The organism is Marinobacterium arenosum, from assembly GCF_019795155.1.
Lineage (GTDB): Bacteria > Pseudomonadota > Gammaproteobacteria > Pseudomonadales > Balneatricaceae > Marinobacterium_C > Marinobacterium_C arenosum.
Genome location: NZ_JAILYN010000040.1, coordinates 26,480 through 43,276, shown reverse-complemented (window position 1 = coordinate 43,276; position 16,797 = coordinate 26,480). Strand labels below are relative to the sequence as shown.

Below are 16,797 nucleotides of genomic sequence, written 5' to 3'. Positions count from 1 at the left end.
AGCCACTTTCGTGTTGCCGACAAGGCGAGAGCGGCGTTATCCCCGGGCATTAAAGAGCTGCCCATGCCGCTACCCCGTGAGAAAGAAAAATGCCAGTCAGTTGGCTTAACTGACTGGCATTAAGCATCCGCTGGCTTTTTTGTGTCCTGGCCAATAGGCTACGCCCTTGAGTACCTACAAAACGCAGTGATACTATTGCCGGCAATTTTTGACCCGCAGATCAGGTAATCAGGGAGTCCGGCAGGCATGGCCAGCATTCGCGAACGCAACCGTTCCATCATCCTTAAAGTGGCCAGCGAAGAGTTTGCCGAGAAAGGCTTTGCCGCAACCAAGATCATCGATATCGCCAACAAGGCCAAGCTGCCCAAGCCGAACGTCTACTACTACTTCAAGAGTAAAGAGAACCTCTATCGCTCGGTGCTGGAAAGCGTGGTCGAGCCGCTGCTCGAAGCGGCCGAACCCTTCGAGCACTATGACGACCCTGAAACCGCGCTGCGTCAGTATATTCGCGCCAAGATCACCATCTCCCAGAATCACCCCGATGCCTCCAAGGTATTCGCCAGCGAGATCATGCATGGCGCCCCCCATCTACCGCAGGACATCGTCGATCAGCTGAACAACCAGGCCCAGGAGTGCATTGCCCGCCTGGAACAGTGGATTGAGCGGGGCCTGATGGAACCGGTCAACCCACGCCACCTGCTGTTCACCATCTGGGCCTCCACCCAGACCTACGCCGACTTCGACTGGCAGATCACCTCGGTGACCGGCAAGGACAAGCTGGACCAGCAGGATTATGACGATGCCGCCGAACTGATCACCCGGCTGGTACTGGCCGGCTGCCTGCCCAGGCGCTGAAAGCGATAAGCAGTCAGCGGCAAGCAGCAAGCAGCAAGCAGCAAGCAGCTGATCGAATCTGAAAGACCGGTGCGATGTGTAGTGGTCTAATGTAAGGCTGATCCTGTCCGTCTAGGTCCGGCCGGCCAAGCGCCGGCGGGCGTTTTTAACCGCCTGCGGCGGTGGTGTCCCGGGTGACGCCCCATAAGAACGAGTCCTCCCCTTATCCCCCTCACTTATCCCTCACTTTCCCATCCCGAATAGGGTTCGAATTTTAATAACCAACAACCTGACTTTTAGGTCAAATAAATATTGACCCAAAAGTCAGCTCTTGCTGTAATGGAGGGGCTCTAACCGAAGTCTGCAGAACTAGATGATGGTCTTTGCAACTAGGTAAACCCTGCAATTCAGTTGGTATTTCGACCCCATCACCCGATGGGGTTTTTTTTAGCTCCTGCGGGGCTGAACAGAGATCCCGACCCCTTCAATCACGGAGAATTCCATGCAGAAAATCTCTATCGACGTCGACGGCATCACCCTCTCCGCCACCCTGGAAAACAACGGCACCGCCAACGCCATCGCCGAAGCCCTGCCGATCGAAGGACGGGCCAATGTCTGGGGCGAGGAGATCTATTTCGATATTCCGTTGCGGCTGGACAGTTCGGACGATGCGATCGAAGAGCTCGCCGTCGGCGAGCTGGCTTATTGGCCACCGGGTCGAGCCTTCTGCCTCTTTTTCGGCCCGACACCGGCCAGCACCTCGGAGGTGCCCCGCGCGGCCAGCCCGGTGAACCCGTTTGGCCGGATCGAGGGCGACGCCTCGGCACTTAAACGGGTACGCGATGGCGCCCGCATAACCATCCGAGCGCTCTAAACTCAGCCCCGACATACCAGGCTGAGTCCCCTAAGTCCCACACGCAAAAAAGATAACCAGGATATGTACTGCATTTTTATCAAAGTCGAACTCAAAGAGGGTGCCAAGGCGGAGTATCTGAAGATCATCAGCGAAAACGCTGCCGCGTCGGTACGTGACGAACCCGGCTGTCACCAGTTCGATGTACTGGAAGACCGCGAAGCGCCGAACCTGAACTACCTGTACGAACTCTATGAAAGCCCGGCGGCCCTGCAGACGCATAAGGAGACGGCCCACTACCTGAAAGACCGGCCTCGGATCAACGAGCTGATCGCCCGGCAGACGGTGCTGCGTGCCGATCTTGTCTCGGCCAACCCATCGCGTTAACGCCGCTTTCGCCGCGCTTTTCAGTTAATCCAAGCAGCCTCTGATCGCCCCCTGCAGCGCCGCTGCAAGGACTAAGACATTTATTAAAAAGATAAGGAGAGAGCCTGATGAACCGTCCCGAACGCACCTTGAACGGAATGCGCCATATCGCCTTCAAAGTACCGAACCTGGAAGCCTGCGAACGTTTCTACGTGGAACTGCTGGGCATGGCGGTACTGTTCCGCCCCCACGACGACCTGGTGTACCTGACACTGGGTAACGACAACCTGTCGCTGAGTCGGCAGACCGATATGACCGAGAGAGCCGACGGTGGCCTGCTGGACCACTTCGGCTTTGTGGTGGATTCCCGGGAGGAGCTGGACCAGTGGTACCGCTATCTGAAATCGAAAGATGTCCGGATGCTGCAACAACCGCATGACCATCGCGATGGCGCCCGCAGTTTCTACTGCCAGGATCCGGCCGGCAATGTCGTACAGCCGCTCTACCATCCGGCCCTGTCCGGCCAGCGCTTTACCCCTAGCACCGAGTGAGGCAATCAGCCCAACAACGCGCAACCGGCGACGGGCTCCGATGAGCCGGCCGCCGGTTAAAAGCACTTAATCGCCGAACTCTTAATATCCGAGTTCTTAGTAGCTGAGCTATTAATACCTGAACTGGGACATGGTGGCAGTCAACCGCTCCACCGAGTCCCGCAGGCTGCGACAGGCCGCCGAGGATTGACCGGCCGCCGCGACCGTGCGATCACCAGCGTCACTGATCTGATTGGCGCTGTCGGCCACCTCCTCCACCGCCAGCGACTGCTGACTGAGGTTCTCCGCCATCAGGTCGTTCTTCTCACTGATGGTATTGATCTCGACACGGATGGTTTCGAAGGCTTCGCCCGCGCCACCAGCCAGCTGCACCGAAGCCGTGGTATTCTTCAGCGCCTGTTCCATCGCCTCCATCGCATTGCTGGCGCCCTGCTGCAGCTGGTTGATGATCTGCTGAATCTGATTGGTCAGCTGATTGCTCTTCATCGCCAGACCTCGCACCTCGTCCGCTACCACGGCGAAACCGCGTCCCTGCTCACCCGCCCGGGCCGCTTCGATCGAGGCATTCAACGCCAGCAGGTTGGTGTTGTCGGACACCTCCCTGATCACCACCAGCAGGTTGCTGATCCCCTGAATATCCTGGTCGAGCTGCCTGATCACCGCATTGGCGTTGCCAATTGTCTGCGCCAGACAGTCGATCGACTGGCTGGCGTCGGTCAGCAGACCGACACCGGTCGTCGCCTGTTCCAGCACCGCAGTACTGGTCTGCGACGCCTCCTCCGCACCGCGCGCGATCTCCTGAATCGAGGCACGCATCTGCTCTATCGAGGACGCCATCTGCAGCACCCGCTGCTGCTGGGTGTTCACATCCTGAATAGTGGATTCAGCACCTTCGGTCACCTCCCGCAGGGTCACCTCCACCTGCCGGGTCACGCTATCGACCTCGCGGATCGAGCCCTGGATCTTGCCGACGAAACCGTTGAACCCCTCCGCCAGCTGTCCGAGCTCGTTGCGCTCCTTCACCTCCAACCGGCTGCGCAGATCGCCTTCTCCCTCGCCAATTTCGCGCAACAGCCCGGCCACGTGTCGAATCGGCGAGGAAACACTGCGGCTGATCCAGAACACCGGCAACAGCAGCAGCAGCGACAGGCAGAGCACGAACAGCAACACCTGCTGGAAAGTCCGCTCCAGTTCGGCCAACACGGCGGCTTTCGGCACACTGGCGACCAGAAACCAGCCAAGGCTGGGGATATAGCTGGATGCCAGGAACTGCCCGTTACCGGCCAATTCAGAGTCCTGCACAGTAAAATCACCATGGGCCAGCAGCTTGCCCGCCAGCTGCGATACGCCCTGCAAGTCGTGCAATGTCGCTTTGTTTACCAGCGCCGCATCGGGGTGTACCTTGATCAGGCCATCCTGGTTCACCAGGAACACCACCCCTGTGTCACCAATGCGATAGCTGTTGACCAGCTCGGCCACACTGGTCAGGTTGACGCCAACACCGGCCACGGCCAGGCTCCGCTGGCCGCGCTGCATGCGGTAGTTGACGAACGCCATCATCTTGCCGCTGCTCTCATCCACATCCAGCGCCAGCTCATAGTCCTTGCCACTGTTGAGAAAGTTGTAGAACCACTGGTCCCGCGGCCGGTCGGGACTGACGGTCTTCAAAAACCCCTGGTCGGTAAAATACTGCCCGCTGGCCGCCACCAGGAACGCCATATCCGCGCCCTGACTGGTCTTGACCTGCCGCAGCTGCTCGAGCAGCAGTTCCGGCTCGGCAATGCCCCGCTCGACCTCCCGCGCCAGCAAGGTATTCTGCGCGATGCTGCGACCGGCACTGAGGGTATCCATGATCTTCTGGTCGACGGTCACCGCTATACGCCCGAGCATACTGGGCAGCTCCTGCTCCACCAGCCGCTTCTCGGCGACCGAACTGGCCTGGTAGACCGCCAGCCCAGCCACGGCGCTAAGCGACAACAGCAGTGCCATGCCAAACAGTAGCGTCAGCTTTTTCTGAATCGATAACGCGCCCATAGACTTCATTGCATTCCCCCTCACCCACAGCAGATCGACGCCCGAACTGTCATATGACGGCCGTTGGCCAGATCAAAATTTTCCCTTCAGTCATCACTCCCGGGCATCCCTGCTCCGGGGGTTATATATAAAAGGGAGCCGACTGATCAGCTCCCTTTTTCCTTCCAAGTACTCTGCTCAACCAGGCATCCGGTCAAGCATCGCAGTACAGCCCGGCGCCGCGGATACCGGCAATGGCGCACAGCTCATCGATATCCGAGGTATCGCCGCTGATACCGACGGCCCCCACCACCTGGCGTTCGTTGTCGAGCACCAGCACCCCGCCGGGCACCGGCACCAGGTTGCCGTGGGCCAGGGTATTGAGCGCCGACACGAACGCCGGCCGCTGGGCGGCATCATCCGCCAGCGCGCGGGACGACTTGCCCATCGCCAGTGCGCCCCAGGCCTTGGCGGTGGCCACGTCGGGCCGCAGCATGCTGGAGCCATCCTGGCGCTGCAGCGAAACCAGCTTGCCGCCGGCATCCAGCACCGCCACCGTTAAAGGCGCAGCACCCAGCTCGCAGCCGTGGTCAAAGGCCTTGCGGGTAATTTCGATAGATTCGTTGAGTTTCAAAGCACCCATGAGGTCAACCTCCAGATTTCAAAAGGAAACTGTGATAAAAAAATCTCATTCTCCGCTGAGGCATCCCGGCTTCGGCCGGTGTTATCTGCTACTGCTTAAACGCTTCGCTGTGCCTGTTTACCGGCTGGCGGCCATGACTCCGGCATCCGACAGGTAAACGACTGCTAGTTGTTGTTATCGTTTTAAAAGGCCGGCTGGCGTGAGCGCAGGCCGGCCCGGGTTCCGGTTATTGCAGGTAGCGATAGCCGGGCAGCGTCAGGAACTCCACCAGCTCCTCGGCCACCGTGATCTGATCCAGAATCTGCTTCGCTTGTGCAAATCGTCCCTGACCGGCATGCAGTTCGCCCACCTCCCGCTGTACGGCGTCATACTCCTCATCCAGCAACTCACGGAACAATGCCGGGGTCATCTCGCGGCCGTCATCCAGCGCCACCCGGTTGCTGATCCACTGCCAGATGGCGGTGCGGGAGATCTCCGCCGTCGCGGCATCCTCCATCAGGCCGTAGATCGGCACGCAGCCCCTGCCGGAGATCCAGGCCTCGATATAGCGCAACGCAATGCGGATGTTTTTCCGCACGCCGGCTTCGCTGCGCTGCCCCTCGCAGGGGGTCAGCAGCATCGCGGCGTCGATCGGTTGATCCTGTTCGCGCAGCAGATCCAGCTGGTTGGCCCGCCCGGCCAGGTGGCGGTCGAACACCTCCATCGCGGTGCTCACCAGGCCGGGGTGCGCCACCCAGGTGCCGTCGTGGCCGTTCAGCGCTTCACGCTCCTTGTCTTCCTGAACCATGATCAGCACCTGCTCCATCTGCTGCGGATCTTTCGCCGGGATATAGGCGGCCATGCCGCCCATCGCCAGCGCGCCGCGCCGATGGGTGGTGCGGATCAGCAGACGGCTGTACGCATCGAGGAAAGGCTTGTCCATGGTCAGCGCCTGGCGATCCGGCAGGATGCGGTCGCCGTGGCTGCGCAGGGACTTGATGTAGCTGAAGATGTAATCCCAGCGGCCGCAGTTCATCGCCACGATATGTTCGCGCATCGCGTACAGGATCTCGTCCATCTGGAACACCGCCGGCAGCGTCTCGATCAGCACCGTCGCTTTGATGCTGCCGCGCGGCAGCTCGAAGCGATCTTCGGTAAAGCTGAACAGTTCGCTCCACCAGGCCGCCTCCTCCATCGACTGCAGCTTGGGCAGGTAATAGTAGATACCGCTGCCCTGGGCCAGGCGGGCCCGGTAGTTGTGGTAGAAGTACAGTCCGAAATCCATCAGGCAGCCGGGAATCGCCTGCCCGTCAAAGGTGATATGGCGCTCCGACAGATGCAGGCCGCGCGGTCGGCAGATCAGCACGGCGGGGTTGTCATTCAACCGGTAATGCTTGCCGTTGGCCGGGTTCACATAGTCGATGGTGCCGTTGTTGGCATCGCGTAGGTTGATCTGGCCCTGCACCATGTTCTGCCAGGTGGGTGCCGTGGCATCCTCGAAACAGCACATGAACACCCGGGCGCCGGAGTTGAGTCCGTTGATCACCATCTTGCGATCCACCGGGCCGGTAATCTCCACCCGGCGATCCTGCAGGTCCTGCGGAATGCCGGCGATCTTCCACTGCTTGTCGTCACGAATCCAGGCGGTATCCGGGCGAAAGTCCGGCAATGCGCCGCCATCGTATTCCGCCTGACGGAGCTGCCGCTGCTTCAACAACTGTTCCAGCCGCGGTGCGAACCGCGCCACCAGCTGCTCGACAAACGCCAGCGCGCCCGCACTCAGGATCTGATCAAACCCATCCTGCATTTCGCCATGAATGCAGAGTCTTTGCTCTAACTGCTCAGCCTTCTTCATCGTATTCAATACACCGTTCTTATATATCTACTCGCACATACAAATTGTATCCAAGCCGCCAGACACATCTGTTCATCCGGACATAACTCATCTTTGCATGTGAAAGAAATACTACCAGATTTCGCACATTTACAAGCCATTTTTGAATACAATCCAGAAATAATACACTACCAAAGTAGCATAAGGCGCTGAAAAGCCTCGCGAAAATCAACTTAAAAGTGTCAAAAAACGGACAAAAACAATTTCTTGACCCGAAAGTCATATTCCTCTTAGAATCACTGGACACATTCTTGTATACAATTATAAGTAACACGAGGTGCACTCAGAATGGCCAGAATGAAAGCGATAGAAGCAGCCGTCTTGGTGATGGCGCGAGAAGGCATAGACACCGCCTTCGGAATCCCGGGCGCAGCGATCAACCCGCTGTACGCCGCGCTGAAAAAGCACGGCGGTATCGATCACGTCCTGGCGCGCCATGTGGAAGGGGCTTCACATATGGCCGAGGGTTATACCCGGACCAACCCGGGCAACATCGGGGTCTGCATCGGCACCTCCGGTCCGGCCGGCACCGATATGGTGACCGGGCTCTACTCCGCCTCCGCGGACTCCATTCCAATTCTCTGCATTACCGGTCAGGCACCGCGTGCCCGTCTGCACAAAGAGGATTTCCAGGCCGTTGAGATCTCCAAAATCGCCGAGCCGGTGACCAAGTGGACCACCACCGTACTGGAGCCGGCCCAGGTGCCTTACGTGTTCCAGAAAGCATTCCACGTGATGCGCTCCGGCCGTCCGGGCCCGGTGCTGATCGACCTGCCGTTCGACGTCCAGATGGCCGAGATCGAGTTCGATATCGATGCTTACGAGCCGCTGAAGGTCGACAAGCCGACGGCCACCCGCAAGCAGGTCGAGAAAGCACTGACCATGCTGACCGAGGCGAAACGCCCGCTGCTGGTCGCCGGTGGCGGCATCATCAACGCCAACGCCAGCGACAAGCTGGTCGAGTTCGCAGAGATCCTCGGCATCCCGGTGATCCCGACGCTGATGGGCTGGGGCATCATCCCGGACAACCACCCGCAGATGGCCGGCATGGTAGGTCTGCAGACCTCCCACCGTTACGGTAACGCCACCATGCTGGAGTCCGACTTCGTACTGGGTATCGGTAACCGCTGGGCCAACCGCCACACCGGCTCCGTCGAGGTGTACACCGAGAACCGCAAGTTCGTCCATGTGGACATCGAACCGACCCAGATCGGCCGGGTATTCATGCCGGACTTCGGCATCGTCTCCGACGCCGGCGCCGCGCTGGAGCTGTTCGTTGAAGTCGCCCACGAGTGGAAAGCGGCCGGCAAGCTGAACAACCTCGATAACTGGCTGAAGCAGTGCCAGGAGCGCAAGCGCACCATGCTGCGCAAGACCCACTTCGACAATGCGCCGGTCAAGCCGCAGCGTGTCTACGAAGAGATGAACGAAGCGTTCGGCAAGGACACCTGCTACGTCAGCACCATCGGCCTGTCGCAGATCGCCGCCGCCCAGTTCCTGCACGTCTACAAGCCACGCCACTGGATCAACTGTGGCCAGGCCGGCCCGCTGGGCTGGACCGTGCCGGCGGCGCTGGGTGTGGTTAAGGCCGATCCGGAGCGCAACGTGGTGGCGCTGTCCGGCGACTACGACTTCCAGTTCATGATCGAGGAACTGGCGGTAGGCGCCCAGTTCAACCTGCCGTACATCCACGTGCTGGTGAACAACTCCTACCTGGGCCTGATCCGTCAGGCACAGCGCGGCTTCGACATCGATTACTGCGTACAGCTGTCGTTCGAGAACATCAATGCGCCAGAGCTCGGCAACTACGGTGTCGACCATATTGCGGTGGTCGAAGGTCTGGGCTGTAAGGCGCTGCGGGTGTTCAAGCCGGAGGATATCGGTCCGGCCTTCGCCCGCGCCAAGGAGCTGATGGCGGAACACCGCGTGCCGGTGGTGGTTGAGATCATCCTGGAGCGGGTCACCAACATCTCCATGGGTACCGAGATCAACAACATCACCGAGTTTGAAGACCTGGCGGAGCGCGACGAAGACGCCCCGACGGCGATCGCCCTGCTCGACTGAGTCCGGTAGCGGCAGCCCCAGACACGGGGTTGCCCCTTCCCCCAAGTAACGACAGCAACACAAAGAAACAAGGAGCCTTTATGCCTCGTTTAGCTGCAAACCTCTCAATGCTGTTTACCGAAGTCGACTTCCTCGACCGTTTCGCCGCCGCCGCACAGGCCGGCTTCAAAGGGGTCGAGTACCTGTTCCCGTACGATTTCGACGCCGAGCAGATCAAGCAGAAGCTGGCTGACAACGGTCTGGAGCAGGTGTTGTTCAACCTGCCGGCCGGTGACTGGGCCGCCGGCGAGCGCGGTATCGCCTGCCACCCGGATCGGGTCGAGGAGTTCCAGGCCGGTGTCGACCAGGCGATCGCCTACGCCCAAGTACTGGGCAACCGCCAGATCAACTGCCTGGCCGGTATCCAGCCCGAAGGCGTGACTGCCGAAGCGGTTGAAGCGACCTTCGTCGCCAACCTGAAGTTCGCCGCCGAAAAGCTGAAGCAGGCCGGCATCAAACTGGTGGTCGAGGCGATCAACACCCGCGACATTCCGGGCTTCTTCCTGAACAACACCAAGCAGGCCCTGGCGATTCGCGACGCGGTGGGCAGCGACAACCTGTATCTGCAGTACGACATCTACCACATGCAGATCATGGAAGGCGACCTGGCACCGACCATCCAGGCCAACCTGCAGGCGATCAACCATATCCAGCTGGCGGACAACCCGGGTCGTCACGAGCCGGGAACCGGCGAGATCAACTACCGGTTCCTGTTCGATTTCATCGACCAGCAGGGTTATCAGGGTTGGATCGGCTGCGAATACAAGCCGTCCACCACCACCGAAGCGGGCCTCGGCTGGCTGAAAACCCATAACCAGATCTGAGCACCAGCGATCAGATCCGAGCATCAAAAGTCCAAAGACCGGAGAATAAAAATGGCTAAAATTGGTTTTATCGGCACCGGCATCATGGGTAAACCCATGGCGGCGAACCTGCAGAATGCAGGTCACACCCTGTTCTTCTCAGAGCACTTCGAAAAAGCGCCGGCAGAGCTGCTCGGCGACAACGGCATCGCCCTGGCAAACCCGAAAGAGGTCGCCCAGGAAGCCGAAATCATCATCGTGATGGTACCGGACACCCCGCAGGTGGAAGACGTACTGTTCCGTGAAAACGGCGTGGCCGAGGGCGTTTCCAGCGGCAAGATCGTCATCGACATGAGCTCCATCTCACCGATCGCCACCAAGGGCTTCGCCGAGCGCATCAACGCCACCGGCGCCGAATACCTGGACGCTCCGGTATCCGGCGGTGAAGTGGGCGCCAAGGCGGCCTCCCTGAGCATCATGGTGGGCGGTCCCGACGCGGCCTTCGAGCGCGCCAAGCCGCTGTTCGAGGCGATGGGCAAGAACATCACCCTGGTCGGCGGTAACGGCGACGGCCAGACCGCCAAGGTGGCCAACCAGATCATCGTGGCGCTGAACATCCAGGCGGTGGCCGAAGCGCTGCTGTTCGCCTCCAAGGCGGGTGCCGATCCGGCCCGGGTACGCGAAGCGCTGATGGGTGGTTTCGCCTCTTCCAAGATCCTGGAAGTACACGGCGAGCGCATGGTGAAGGGCACCTTCGATCCGGGCTTCCGTATCTCGCTGCACCAGAAGGACCTGAACCTGGCGCTGAGCGGCGCCCGCGAACTGCAGCTGAGCCTGCCGAACACCTCCACCGCGCAGGAGCTGTTCAACAGCTGTGCCGCGCTGGGCGGTGCCAACTGGGATCACTCGGCACTGATCAAGGCGCTGGAGCATATGGCCAACCACTCGATCCGCGACTGATCGGGCGGTGGCGGGCACAGTTAACCGCTGTGCCGGTATCCGCAGAACCAAGCCGACCGGGGTTTTCCCCTCCCCGGTCGGCTTCGATCAGCGATCGATTTGATAGCGGGAATCAAACAAGACTTACACAAACGGGACTTCCAAAAACCGGCGCAACGCACCGGTTTTCGAAAGCCTCGATGTCCAAGACCGAGCAAGCCCTGGAGTAATGCGATGATTACAGACCCGAAAGCCTTCCTTAACGAGCTGTTTGAGACCGCCGTCAACGCGGCGCATCCCCGCCATGTGCTGGCCTCTCACCTGCCTGCCGACACCAGCGGCCGGGCGGTGGTCATCGGCGCCGGCAAAGCGGCCGCGGCGATGGCACAAGCGATCGAAAACACCTGGCAGGGGGAGATCAGCGGTCTGGTGGTCACCCGCTACGGCCACGGTGCCAACTGCCGCAAGATCGAAGTGGTGGAAGCCGCCCATCCGGTACCGGACGATGCCGGACTGGCGGTGGCTGGCCGGGTGATGGAGCTGGTCAGCGGGCTCAGCAAGGACGACCGGGTGATCTTCCTGTTGTCCGGCGGTGGTTCCGCCCTGCTGTCGTTGCCGGCACCCGGCATCAGCCTGCCGGACAAGCAACAGATCAACAAAGCGCTGCTCAAGTCCGGCGCCACCATCGGCGAGATGAACTGCGTGCGCAAGCACCTGTCGGCGATCAAGGGCGGCCGGCTGGCCAAGGCCTGCTTCCCCGCCACACTCTACACCTATGCCATCTCCGATGTGCCCGGCGATGAAGCCACGGTCATCGCCTCGGGACCGAGTGTGGCGGACCCTACCACCTCCGCCCAGGCGCTGGCGATTCTGGCGCGCTACGAGATCGACGTGGCGCCCCATATCCGCGCCTGGCTGGAGAGCCCGGAATCGGAAACCGTCAAAGCGGGCGACCCCTGCCTGGCCAACAGCCACTTCGCGCTGATCGCCACCCCGCAGCAGTCGCTGCAGGCGGCGCTGGACAAGTGCGAGTCGCGGGGCATTCCGGCGCTGGTACTGGGCGACCTGGAGGGCGAATCGCGCGAGGTCGCCAAGGTGCATGCCGGTATCGCCCGCCAGATCATCAACCATGGCCAGCCGATCCAGCCGCCCTGCGTAATCCTGTCCGGTGGTGAAACCACGGTGACCGTACGCGGTAACGGCCGTGGCGGCCGCAACGCCGAGTTCCTGCTCAGCCTGACGGAAAACCTGCGGGGCCAGCCGGGCGTCTACGCGCTGGCGGCGGACACCGACGGTATCGACGGTTCCGAAGACAATGCCGGTTGCATCATGACCCCGCAGAGTTACCGCGACGCCCTGGCTCAGGGGATCAACCCGACCGATATGCTGGACAACAACGACGGCTACGGCTTCTTTTCGGCGCTGGACAGCCTGATCGTGACCGGTCCGACCCGGACCAACGTGAACGACTTCCGTGCCATTCTCATCCTGGGAGATCAGCCCAATGACTCTGAATAGAAAAATAAAAAAAGTAAAAATCGTTGCCACCCTTGGCCCGGCCATCAACAGCCAGGACGATATCCGCCGCCTGGTGGAGAACGGTGCCAATGTGTTCCGCCTCAACTTCAGCCACGGCGAACATGCCGACCACGCCGAGCGCCTCAACTGGATCCGTGCGGTCGAGCAGGAGCTGAACACGCCGATCGGCGTGCTGATGGACCTGCAGGGGCCGAAACTGCGCGTCGGCCGTTTCGCCGACGGCCGGGTAGACCTGCAGAACGGCCAGCCCTTCACCCTCGACCTGAACAGCGAGCCGGGTGACAGTCAGCGGGTCAACCTGCCCCACCCGGAGATTATCGAGGCGCTCGAACCGGGCATGGACCTGCTGCTGGACGACGGCAAGCTGCGCCTGCGGGTACGGGAATGCACCAAGGCGTCGGTGGAAACCGAGGTAATCGTCGGTGGCGAGCTGTCCGACCGCAAAGGGGTCAACGTGCCTGAAGCGGTGCTGCAGCTGAGCCCGCTGACCGACAAGGATCGTCGCGACCTGGCCTTCGGCCTGGAGATCGGGGTCGACTGGGTGGCACTGTCGTTCGTCCAGCGGCCGGAAGATATCACCGAGGCGCAGCAATTGATCCAGGGCCGCGCCTTCCTGATGGCAAAGATCGAGAAACCCACCGCGGTGGAGTATCTGGACGAGATCGTGGCGCGCTCCGACGCCATCATGGTCGCCCGCGGCGACCTGGGGGTGGAGCTGCCGGCCGAGACCATTCCGTCGATCCAGAAGCGGATCATCGAAACCTGTCGCCAGCAGGGTAAGCCGGTGGTGGTCGCCACCCAGATGCTGGAATCGATGCGCAACTCGCCGGCACCGACCCGCGCCGAGGTTACCGACGTGGCCAATGCGGTTTACGAGGGCGCCGACGCGGTGATGCTGTCGGCGGAAACCGCCTCCGGCGACTATCCGCAGGAAGCGGTCAGCATGATGAGCAAGATCATCCACGAGGTGGAAGCCGACCCCAACTACCACGCCCGGCTGGATGTGAACCGGCCGCTGCCGGAGGCAACGGTGTCCGACGCGCTCTGCTGCGCGATCCGCCGCATCAGCCGGATTCTGCCGGTGGCGGTACTGGTCAACTACACCAATTCCGGCACCACCAGTCTGCGGGCGGCCCGCGAACGGCCGAAGGCCCCGATCCTGAGCCTGACCCCGAACCTGGTTACCGCCCGCCGGCTAAGCGTGGCCTGGGGTATCCACTCGGTGGTCGACGCCCGCTTCTCGGAAGACGGCCACCTGATCGACGCCGCCTTCGAGGCCGCCGGCCAACGCCAGATGGCCCAGCCGGGCGACACCCTGGTGATCACCGCCGGCGTGCCGTTCGGCAAACCCGGCACCACCAATATGGTGCGTATTGAGTCCTTTCCGCTGGCATAGTCAGGATACCTGGTGATACCTCCCTGACTGTTTTGAGGCTTTAAGCGTGCTTAAAGCCTCTTTTTTACCAGAAGACAGTGAGAAGTGGACAGTTGACGGCGGCACGGTGCGAGCCGCAGGGCGGGTGCACTTTGTTTATTTTATGGGAAGACCGGCATTGCAGAGATCAGATAACCCCCAAAGAACGGTGAACACCCTGGTGTTCGATCTGGACGGCACCCTGCTCGATACCCGGCAAGGGATCATGAACGCTTTCAGATATGCGCTGCAGCAGCTCGGCCACGCCGACAAAGCTCGAGAACTGCAGCCCGAATCCGTGATCGGCCCGTCACTCAGAGCCACCTTCGGTCAGCTGCTGTCGGCCAGCGACACAGAGGATCGCGTCGAAACAGCGGTCATAGAGTTTCGCCGCTACTACCTCGATCAGGGTATTTATCAGTATCAAGCCTACCCGCACATTAGTAACATATTGAGAACGCTTCGCCAGCGAGGCTATCGGCTGATACTGGCGACCGCCAAGCCGCAGGCGCAGGCTGAGCTGTTGCTGGCGCACAGTGGCCTGAAAGTGCATTTCCAAAACGTTTACGGTAGCCAACCCGATGGCCGTTTGAGCGATAAACGCCAACTGCTGTACAAGATCATAAAAAACCACCAGCTTGAGGCCCGTCACTGCTGGATGATCGGCGACCATCACCTGGATATCAGGGCCGGTCGTCACCACGGGATGAAGACCTTGGCCGTCAGCTGGGGCTTCGACCATTTTGAACCCCTGCGCCGCGCGGACAGTCATGAACTGATCCACCAGCCCGCCGCCCTGCTGCGGCTGTTTCCGGTGTCCGCCCAGGCATGGAGCAGATTCGTTGCACATTGATCGCCTAATTGTCGATAAAACAGCTGTCGATAAATTAGCCGCCGCAAGAAACTTCAGCGGCGCCCTGGTCCGCAGTTTCGGCCAGGTGATATTCACCGACAAACTCTCCGCCGGCCTGCTTTGCATCGTCGCCGTCGGCCTGGCCGCCCCTCACCTGCTGTTGGGCGCCATACTGGGCGCTGTCAGTAGCCTGCTGGCGGCCGCACTGCTGCGCTATGAGAAAGCGGACCTGTTCGCCGGGTTATACGGTTATAACGGCGTGCTGATCGGCCTGGCGGTACCAACGTTCTTCCAGCTATCCATTGGGCCCATACTGCTATTGGTTACGGCAGCCAGTTTGTCGTCGCCCTTGCTGCGACTGCTGATTCGCGGCCCGCTACCGCCCTATACCGCCCCGTTTATCCTGCTGAGCTGGTTACTGTTCGGCATTGCCGATTTTTATTCGATGGCACCAGCCGCAACAGCTGGCAACTACGACGTGCTGACTGTTCCCTGGCTCGACGCCGCCGCTAACGGTGTCGGCCAGGTGTTTTTCCTGGCCAATCCCTGGTCGGGACTCTGTCTTATGCTGGCACTGCTGATCAGCGGCCGCCAACTATTGCTCTGGTCGCTGGCCGCCTCGCTGAGCGGTTATTTTTTAGCACAGTCATTGGCGCTAGCTGATCCGGCGGTCATCGGACTCTATGGCTACAACCCGGTGCTGGCCGCACTGGCGCTGGCGATCCGCTTTCCCGGTAAACCGCTGCTGATTATCAGCGGTATTCTGCTGGCCCAGCTGCTGATGCTGCTGATACAGAACTGGTTGGCGGTGCCATTAACGGCACCCTTTGTGGTTGCCGCCTGGCTGTTTTTTTTGATTACCCAGCTGATCGAATCCCGCAGGCAATCATCCAGACAACAACTTGCCGGCGAGTAACCGTTTTTAAAACGGTGGCGGGTGGGCTCCGGCCGGGTAGCAATACTCCGACCAGTAACCCAGCAAGGATGGGACAAACGCCTGAAAGACGCTAGCGGGGCACTATAAAAACAAACAACCCAGCGACAAAGCGTAATGCTGACTACTTCAGGAACTGGGACCTTGACTGTAGGGTTGACTCGGTGTGCCCTTTGGGTATCAGTCGACCAGGACCCCGCAGGGCTCCATAACCGGCTACGGCGGTGGCGCACTGAAGTACGCCCTACAAGGTGTGACCACTCCGATAGCGGGCTTTGCTCCATTCGCAAGCGGGATTGCCTTAATAGAACAGCATTAGGCTACAAAGCTGGGTTGTTAATTACGCATATCCTCAACTACAAGGCTTGGATTCGCCCGTAATTCCGCTTACGCACCCGGCTGCAGATTCGGGTGTGCGTCGGCGAACGCCTTCAGCTCATTGCACGCCTCGTTGATACGCACGATGGTCGGGTAAGCGCTCAGATCGGTTTCAAAGCGGTTGGCGTTGAACACCTGTGGCACCAGGCAGACATCGGCCAGGGTCGGGGTATCGCCGTGACAGAATTTGCCGGTCTGATTGGACTCCGCCAGGCGCCGTTCCAGCCCCTTGAAGCCCTCATGGATCCAGTGACGGTACCACTCCAACTTCTGCTCTTCACTGGCCCCCAGCTCACCGACCAGATACTTCAGCACCCGCAGGTTGTCGACCGGGTGGATATCGCAGGCGATCAACTGCGCCAGGCCACGGATACGCGCCTTGTCGGCCGGCGTACCGGCAACCAATGGTGCCGTTTGCGGATAGGCGTCATCCAGGTACTCGCAGATCGCCAGCGACTGGTTGATCATCACGCCGTTGTCCTCGAACGCCGGCACCAGCCCCTGCGGATTGCGCGCCAGGTGTTCTTCACCACGGTGCTCGGCCTGCAGCAGATTGACCGGCACCTGCTCATAGGCCAGCCCTTTCAGGTTCAGGGCAATACGCACCCGGTAGGCCGCCGAGGAGCGGCAGTAATCGTACAGAATCATCGTTCACTCCTGTTCAAAACAGAGCGCCCCGCAATGCGGGGCGCGATAAGCCG

At 60.6% G+C, this 16,797-nt stretch carries 15 protein-coding genes; 11 read left to right on the top strand and 4 right to left on the bottom strand.

The features are described from left to right. Positions 1-246 precede the first annotated feature (246 nt). The 4 genes from K6T12_RS16330 (at position 247) to K6T12_RS16315 (ending at position 2,604) form a co-directional block, all read left to right on the top strand. Entirely contained in the window at positions 247-855 is a 609-nt protein-coding gene (locus tag K6T12_RS16330; RefSeq protein ID WP_222223936.1) for a TetR/AcrR family transcriptional regulator, read from the top strand. A 481-nt stretch (positions 856-1,336) separates the two neighbouring features. Further along, the gene (locus tag K6T12_RS16325) at positions 1,337-1,708 is read left to right on the top strand and encodes a cyclophilin-like fold protein (RefSeq protein ID WP_222223935.1); all 372 of its coding nucleotides are present in this window, start codon (positions 1,337-1,339) and stop codon (positions 1,706-1,708) included. Positions 1,709-1,771: 63 nt separating this feature from the next. Further along, positions 1,772-2,074 carry a putative quinol monooxygenase gene (locus K6T12_RS16320; protein ID WP_222223934.1) on the top strand — a complete coding sequence of 101 codons (303 nt, stop codon included), beginning with the start codon at positions 1,772-1,774 and terminating at the stop codon, positions 2,072-2,074. Positions 2,075-2,181: 107 nt separating this feature from the next. Beyond that, entirely contained in the window at positions 2,182-2,604 is a 423-nt protein-coding gene (locus K6T12_RS16315; RefSeq protein WP_222223933.1) for a VOC family protein, read from the top strand. Positions 2,605-2,715: 111 nt separating this feature from the next. On the opposite strand, the gene K6T12_RS16310 is transcribed toward K6T12_RS16315, so the two are convergent. The 3 genes from K6T12_RS16310 to aceB all read right to left on the bottom strand — a co-directional run bounded on the left by K6T12_RS16310 (position 2,716) and on the right by aceB (position 7,094). Then, positions 2,716-4,647, bottom strand: coding sequence for a methyl-accepting chemotaxis protein (locus tag K6T12_RS16310; RefSeq protein WP_222223932.1), 1,932 nt, complete (start codon positions 4,645-4,647; stop codon positions 2,716-2,718). Between the two features lie 184 nt (positions 4,648-4,831). Further along, on the bottom strand, positions 4,832-5,260 hold the full coding sequence (locus K6T12_RS16305; RefSeq protein WP_222223931.1) for a GlcG/HbpS family heme-binding protein: 429 nt from the start codon (positions 5,258-5,260) through the stop codon (positions 4,832-4,834). Between the two features lie 226 nt (positions 5,261-5,486). Then, the gene (aceB, locus tag K6T12_RS16300; protein ID WP_222223930.1) at positions 5,487-7,094 is read right to left on the bottom strand and encodes a malate synthase A; all 1,608 of its coding nucleotides are present in this window, start codon (positions 7,092-7,094) and stop codon (positions 5,487-5,489) included. A 327-nt stretch (positions 7,095-7,421) separates the two neighbouring features. Here aceB and gcl point away from each other — a divergent pair, with 327 nt between their 5' ends. From gcl to K6T12_RS16265, 7 genes are all read left to right on the top strand, one after another. Continuing rightward, a complete protein-coding gene (gene gcl, locus K6T12_RS16295; RefSeq protein ID WP_222223929.1) occupies positions 7,422-9,197 on the top strand; it encodes a glyoxylate carboligase in 1,776 nt (591 codons plus the stop codon). 80 nt (positions 9,198-9,277) lie between these two features. After that, the gene (hyi, locus tag K6T12_RS16290) at positions 9,278-10,060 is read left to right on the top strand and encodes a hydroxypyruvate isomerase (RefSeq protein ID WP_222223928.1); all 783 of its coding nucleotides are present in this window, start codon (positions 9,278-9,280) and stop codon (positions 10,058-10,060) included. Positions 10,061-10,069: 9 nt separating this feature from the next. Continuing rightward, positions 10,070-10,999: a 2-hydroxy-3-oxopropionate reductase gene (locus K6T12_RS16285; protein WP_390879091.1), complete on the top strand. Its 930-nt coding sequence runs from the start codon at positions 10,070-10,072 to the stop codon at positions 10,997-10,999. A 213-nt stretch (positions 11,000-11,212) separates the two neighbouring features. Further along, positions 11,213-12,496: a glycerate kinase type-2 family protein gene (locus tag K6T12_RS16280; RefSeq protein WP_222223926.1), complete on the top strand. Its 1,284-nt coding sequence runs from the start codon at positions 11,213-11,215 to the stop codon at positions 12,494-12,496. Then, complete coding sequence (gene pyk / locus K6T12_RS16275; RefSeq protein ID WP_222223925.1) at positions 12,483-13,913, top strand: pyruvate kinase; 1,431 nt, start codon at positions 12,483-12,485, stop codon at positions 13,911-13,913. The genes K6T12_RS16280 and pyk overlap by 14 nt, the downstream gene beginning before the upstream one ends. Positions 13,914-13,959: 46 nt before the next feature. Beyond that, positions 13,960-14,784, top strand: a complete 825-nt coding sequence (locus tag K6T12_RS16270; protein ID WP_222223924.1) for an HAD hydrolase-like protein — start codon at positions 13,960-13,962, stop codon at positions 14,782-14,784. Beyond that, a complete protein-coding gene (locus tag K6T12_RS16265; RefSeq protein WP_222223923.1) occupies positions 14,774-15,700 on the top strand; it encodes an urea transporter in 927 nt (308 codons plus the stop codon). Before K6T12_RS16270 ends, K6T12_RS16265 begins: the two co-directional genes overlap by 11 nt. A gap of 405 nt (positions 15,701-16,105) precedes the next feature. Here the strand turns inward: K6T12_RS16265 and maiA are convergent, their stop codons facing one another. Beyond that, positions 16,106-16,744 carry a maleylacetoacetate isomerase gene (gene maiA / locus K6T12_RS16260; protein ID WP_222223922.1) on the bottom strand — a complete coding sequence of 213 codons (639 nt, stop codon included), beginning with the start codon at positions 16,742-16,744 and terminating at the stop codon, positions 16,106-16,108. Between the last annotated feature and the right edge of the window lie 53 nt (positions 16,745-16,797).

What these genes read in the sequence shown, in the direction of transcription:
- K6T12_RS16305 (WP_222223931.1), bottom strand. Translation starts at nt 5,260, where the DNA reads ATGGGTGCTTTGAAACTCAACGAATCTATCGAAATTACCCGCAAGGCC.
- K6T12_RS16310 (WP_222223932.1), bottom strand. Translation starts at nt 4,647, where the DNA reads ATGAAGTCTATGGGCGCGTTATCGATTCAGAAAAAGCTGACGCTACTG.
- K6T12_RS16325 (WP_222223935.1), top strand. Translation starts at nt 1,337, where the DNA reads ATGCAGAAAATCTCTATCGACGTCGACGGCATCACCCTCTCCGCCACC.
- pyk (WP_222223925.1), top strand. Translation starts at nt 12,483, where the DNA reads ATGACTCTGAATAGAAAAATAAAAAAAGTAAAAATCGTTGCCACCCTT.
- hyi (WP_222223928.1), top strand. Translation starts at nt 9,278, where the DNA reads ATGCCTCGTTTAGCTGCAAACCTCTCAATGCTGTTTACCGAAGTCGAC.
- K6T12_RS16315 (WP_222223933.1), top strand. Translation starts at nt 2,182, where the DNA reads ATGAACCGTCCCGAACGCACCTTGAACGGAATGCGCCATATCGCCTTC.
- aceB (WP_222223930.1), bottom strand. Translation starts at nt 7,094, where the DNA reads ATGAAGAAGGCTGAGCAGTTAGAGCAAAGACTCTGCATTCATGGCGAA.
- K6T12_RS16330 (WP_222223936.1), top strand. Translation starts at nt 247, where the DNA reads ATGGCCAGCATTCGCGAACGCAACCGTTCCATCATCCTTAAAGTGGCC.
- gcl (WP_222223929.1), top strand. Translation starts at nt 7,422, where the DNA reads ATGGCCAGAATGAAAGCGATAGAAGCAGCCGTCTTGGTGATGGCGCGA.
- maiA (WP_222223922.1), bottom strand. Translation starts at nt 16,744, where the DNA reads ATGATTCTGTACGATTACTGCCGCTCCTCGGCGGCCTACCGGGTGCGT.
- K6T12_RS16280 (WP_222223926.1), top strand. Translation starts at nt 11,213, where the DNA reads ATGATTACAGACCCGAAAGCCTTCCTTAACGAGCTGTTTGAGACCGCC.
- K6T12_RS16320 (WP_222223934.1), top strand. Translation starts at nt 1,772, where the DNA reads ATGTACTGCATTTTTATCAAAGTCGAACTCAAAGAGGGTGCCAAGGCG.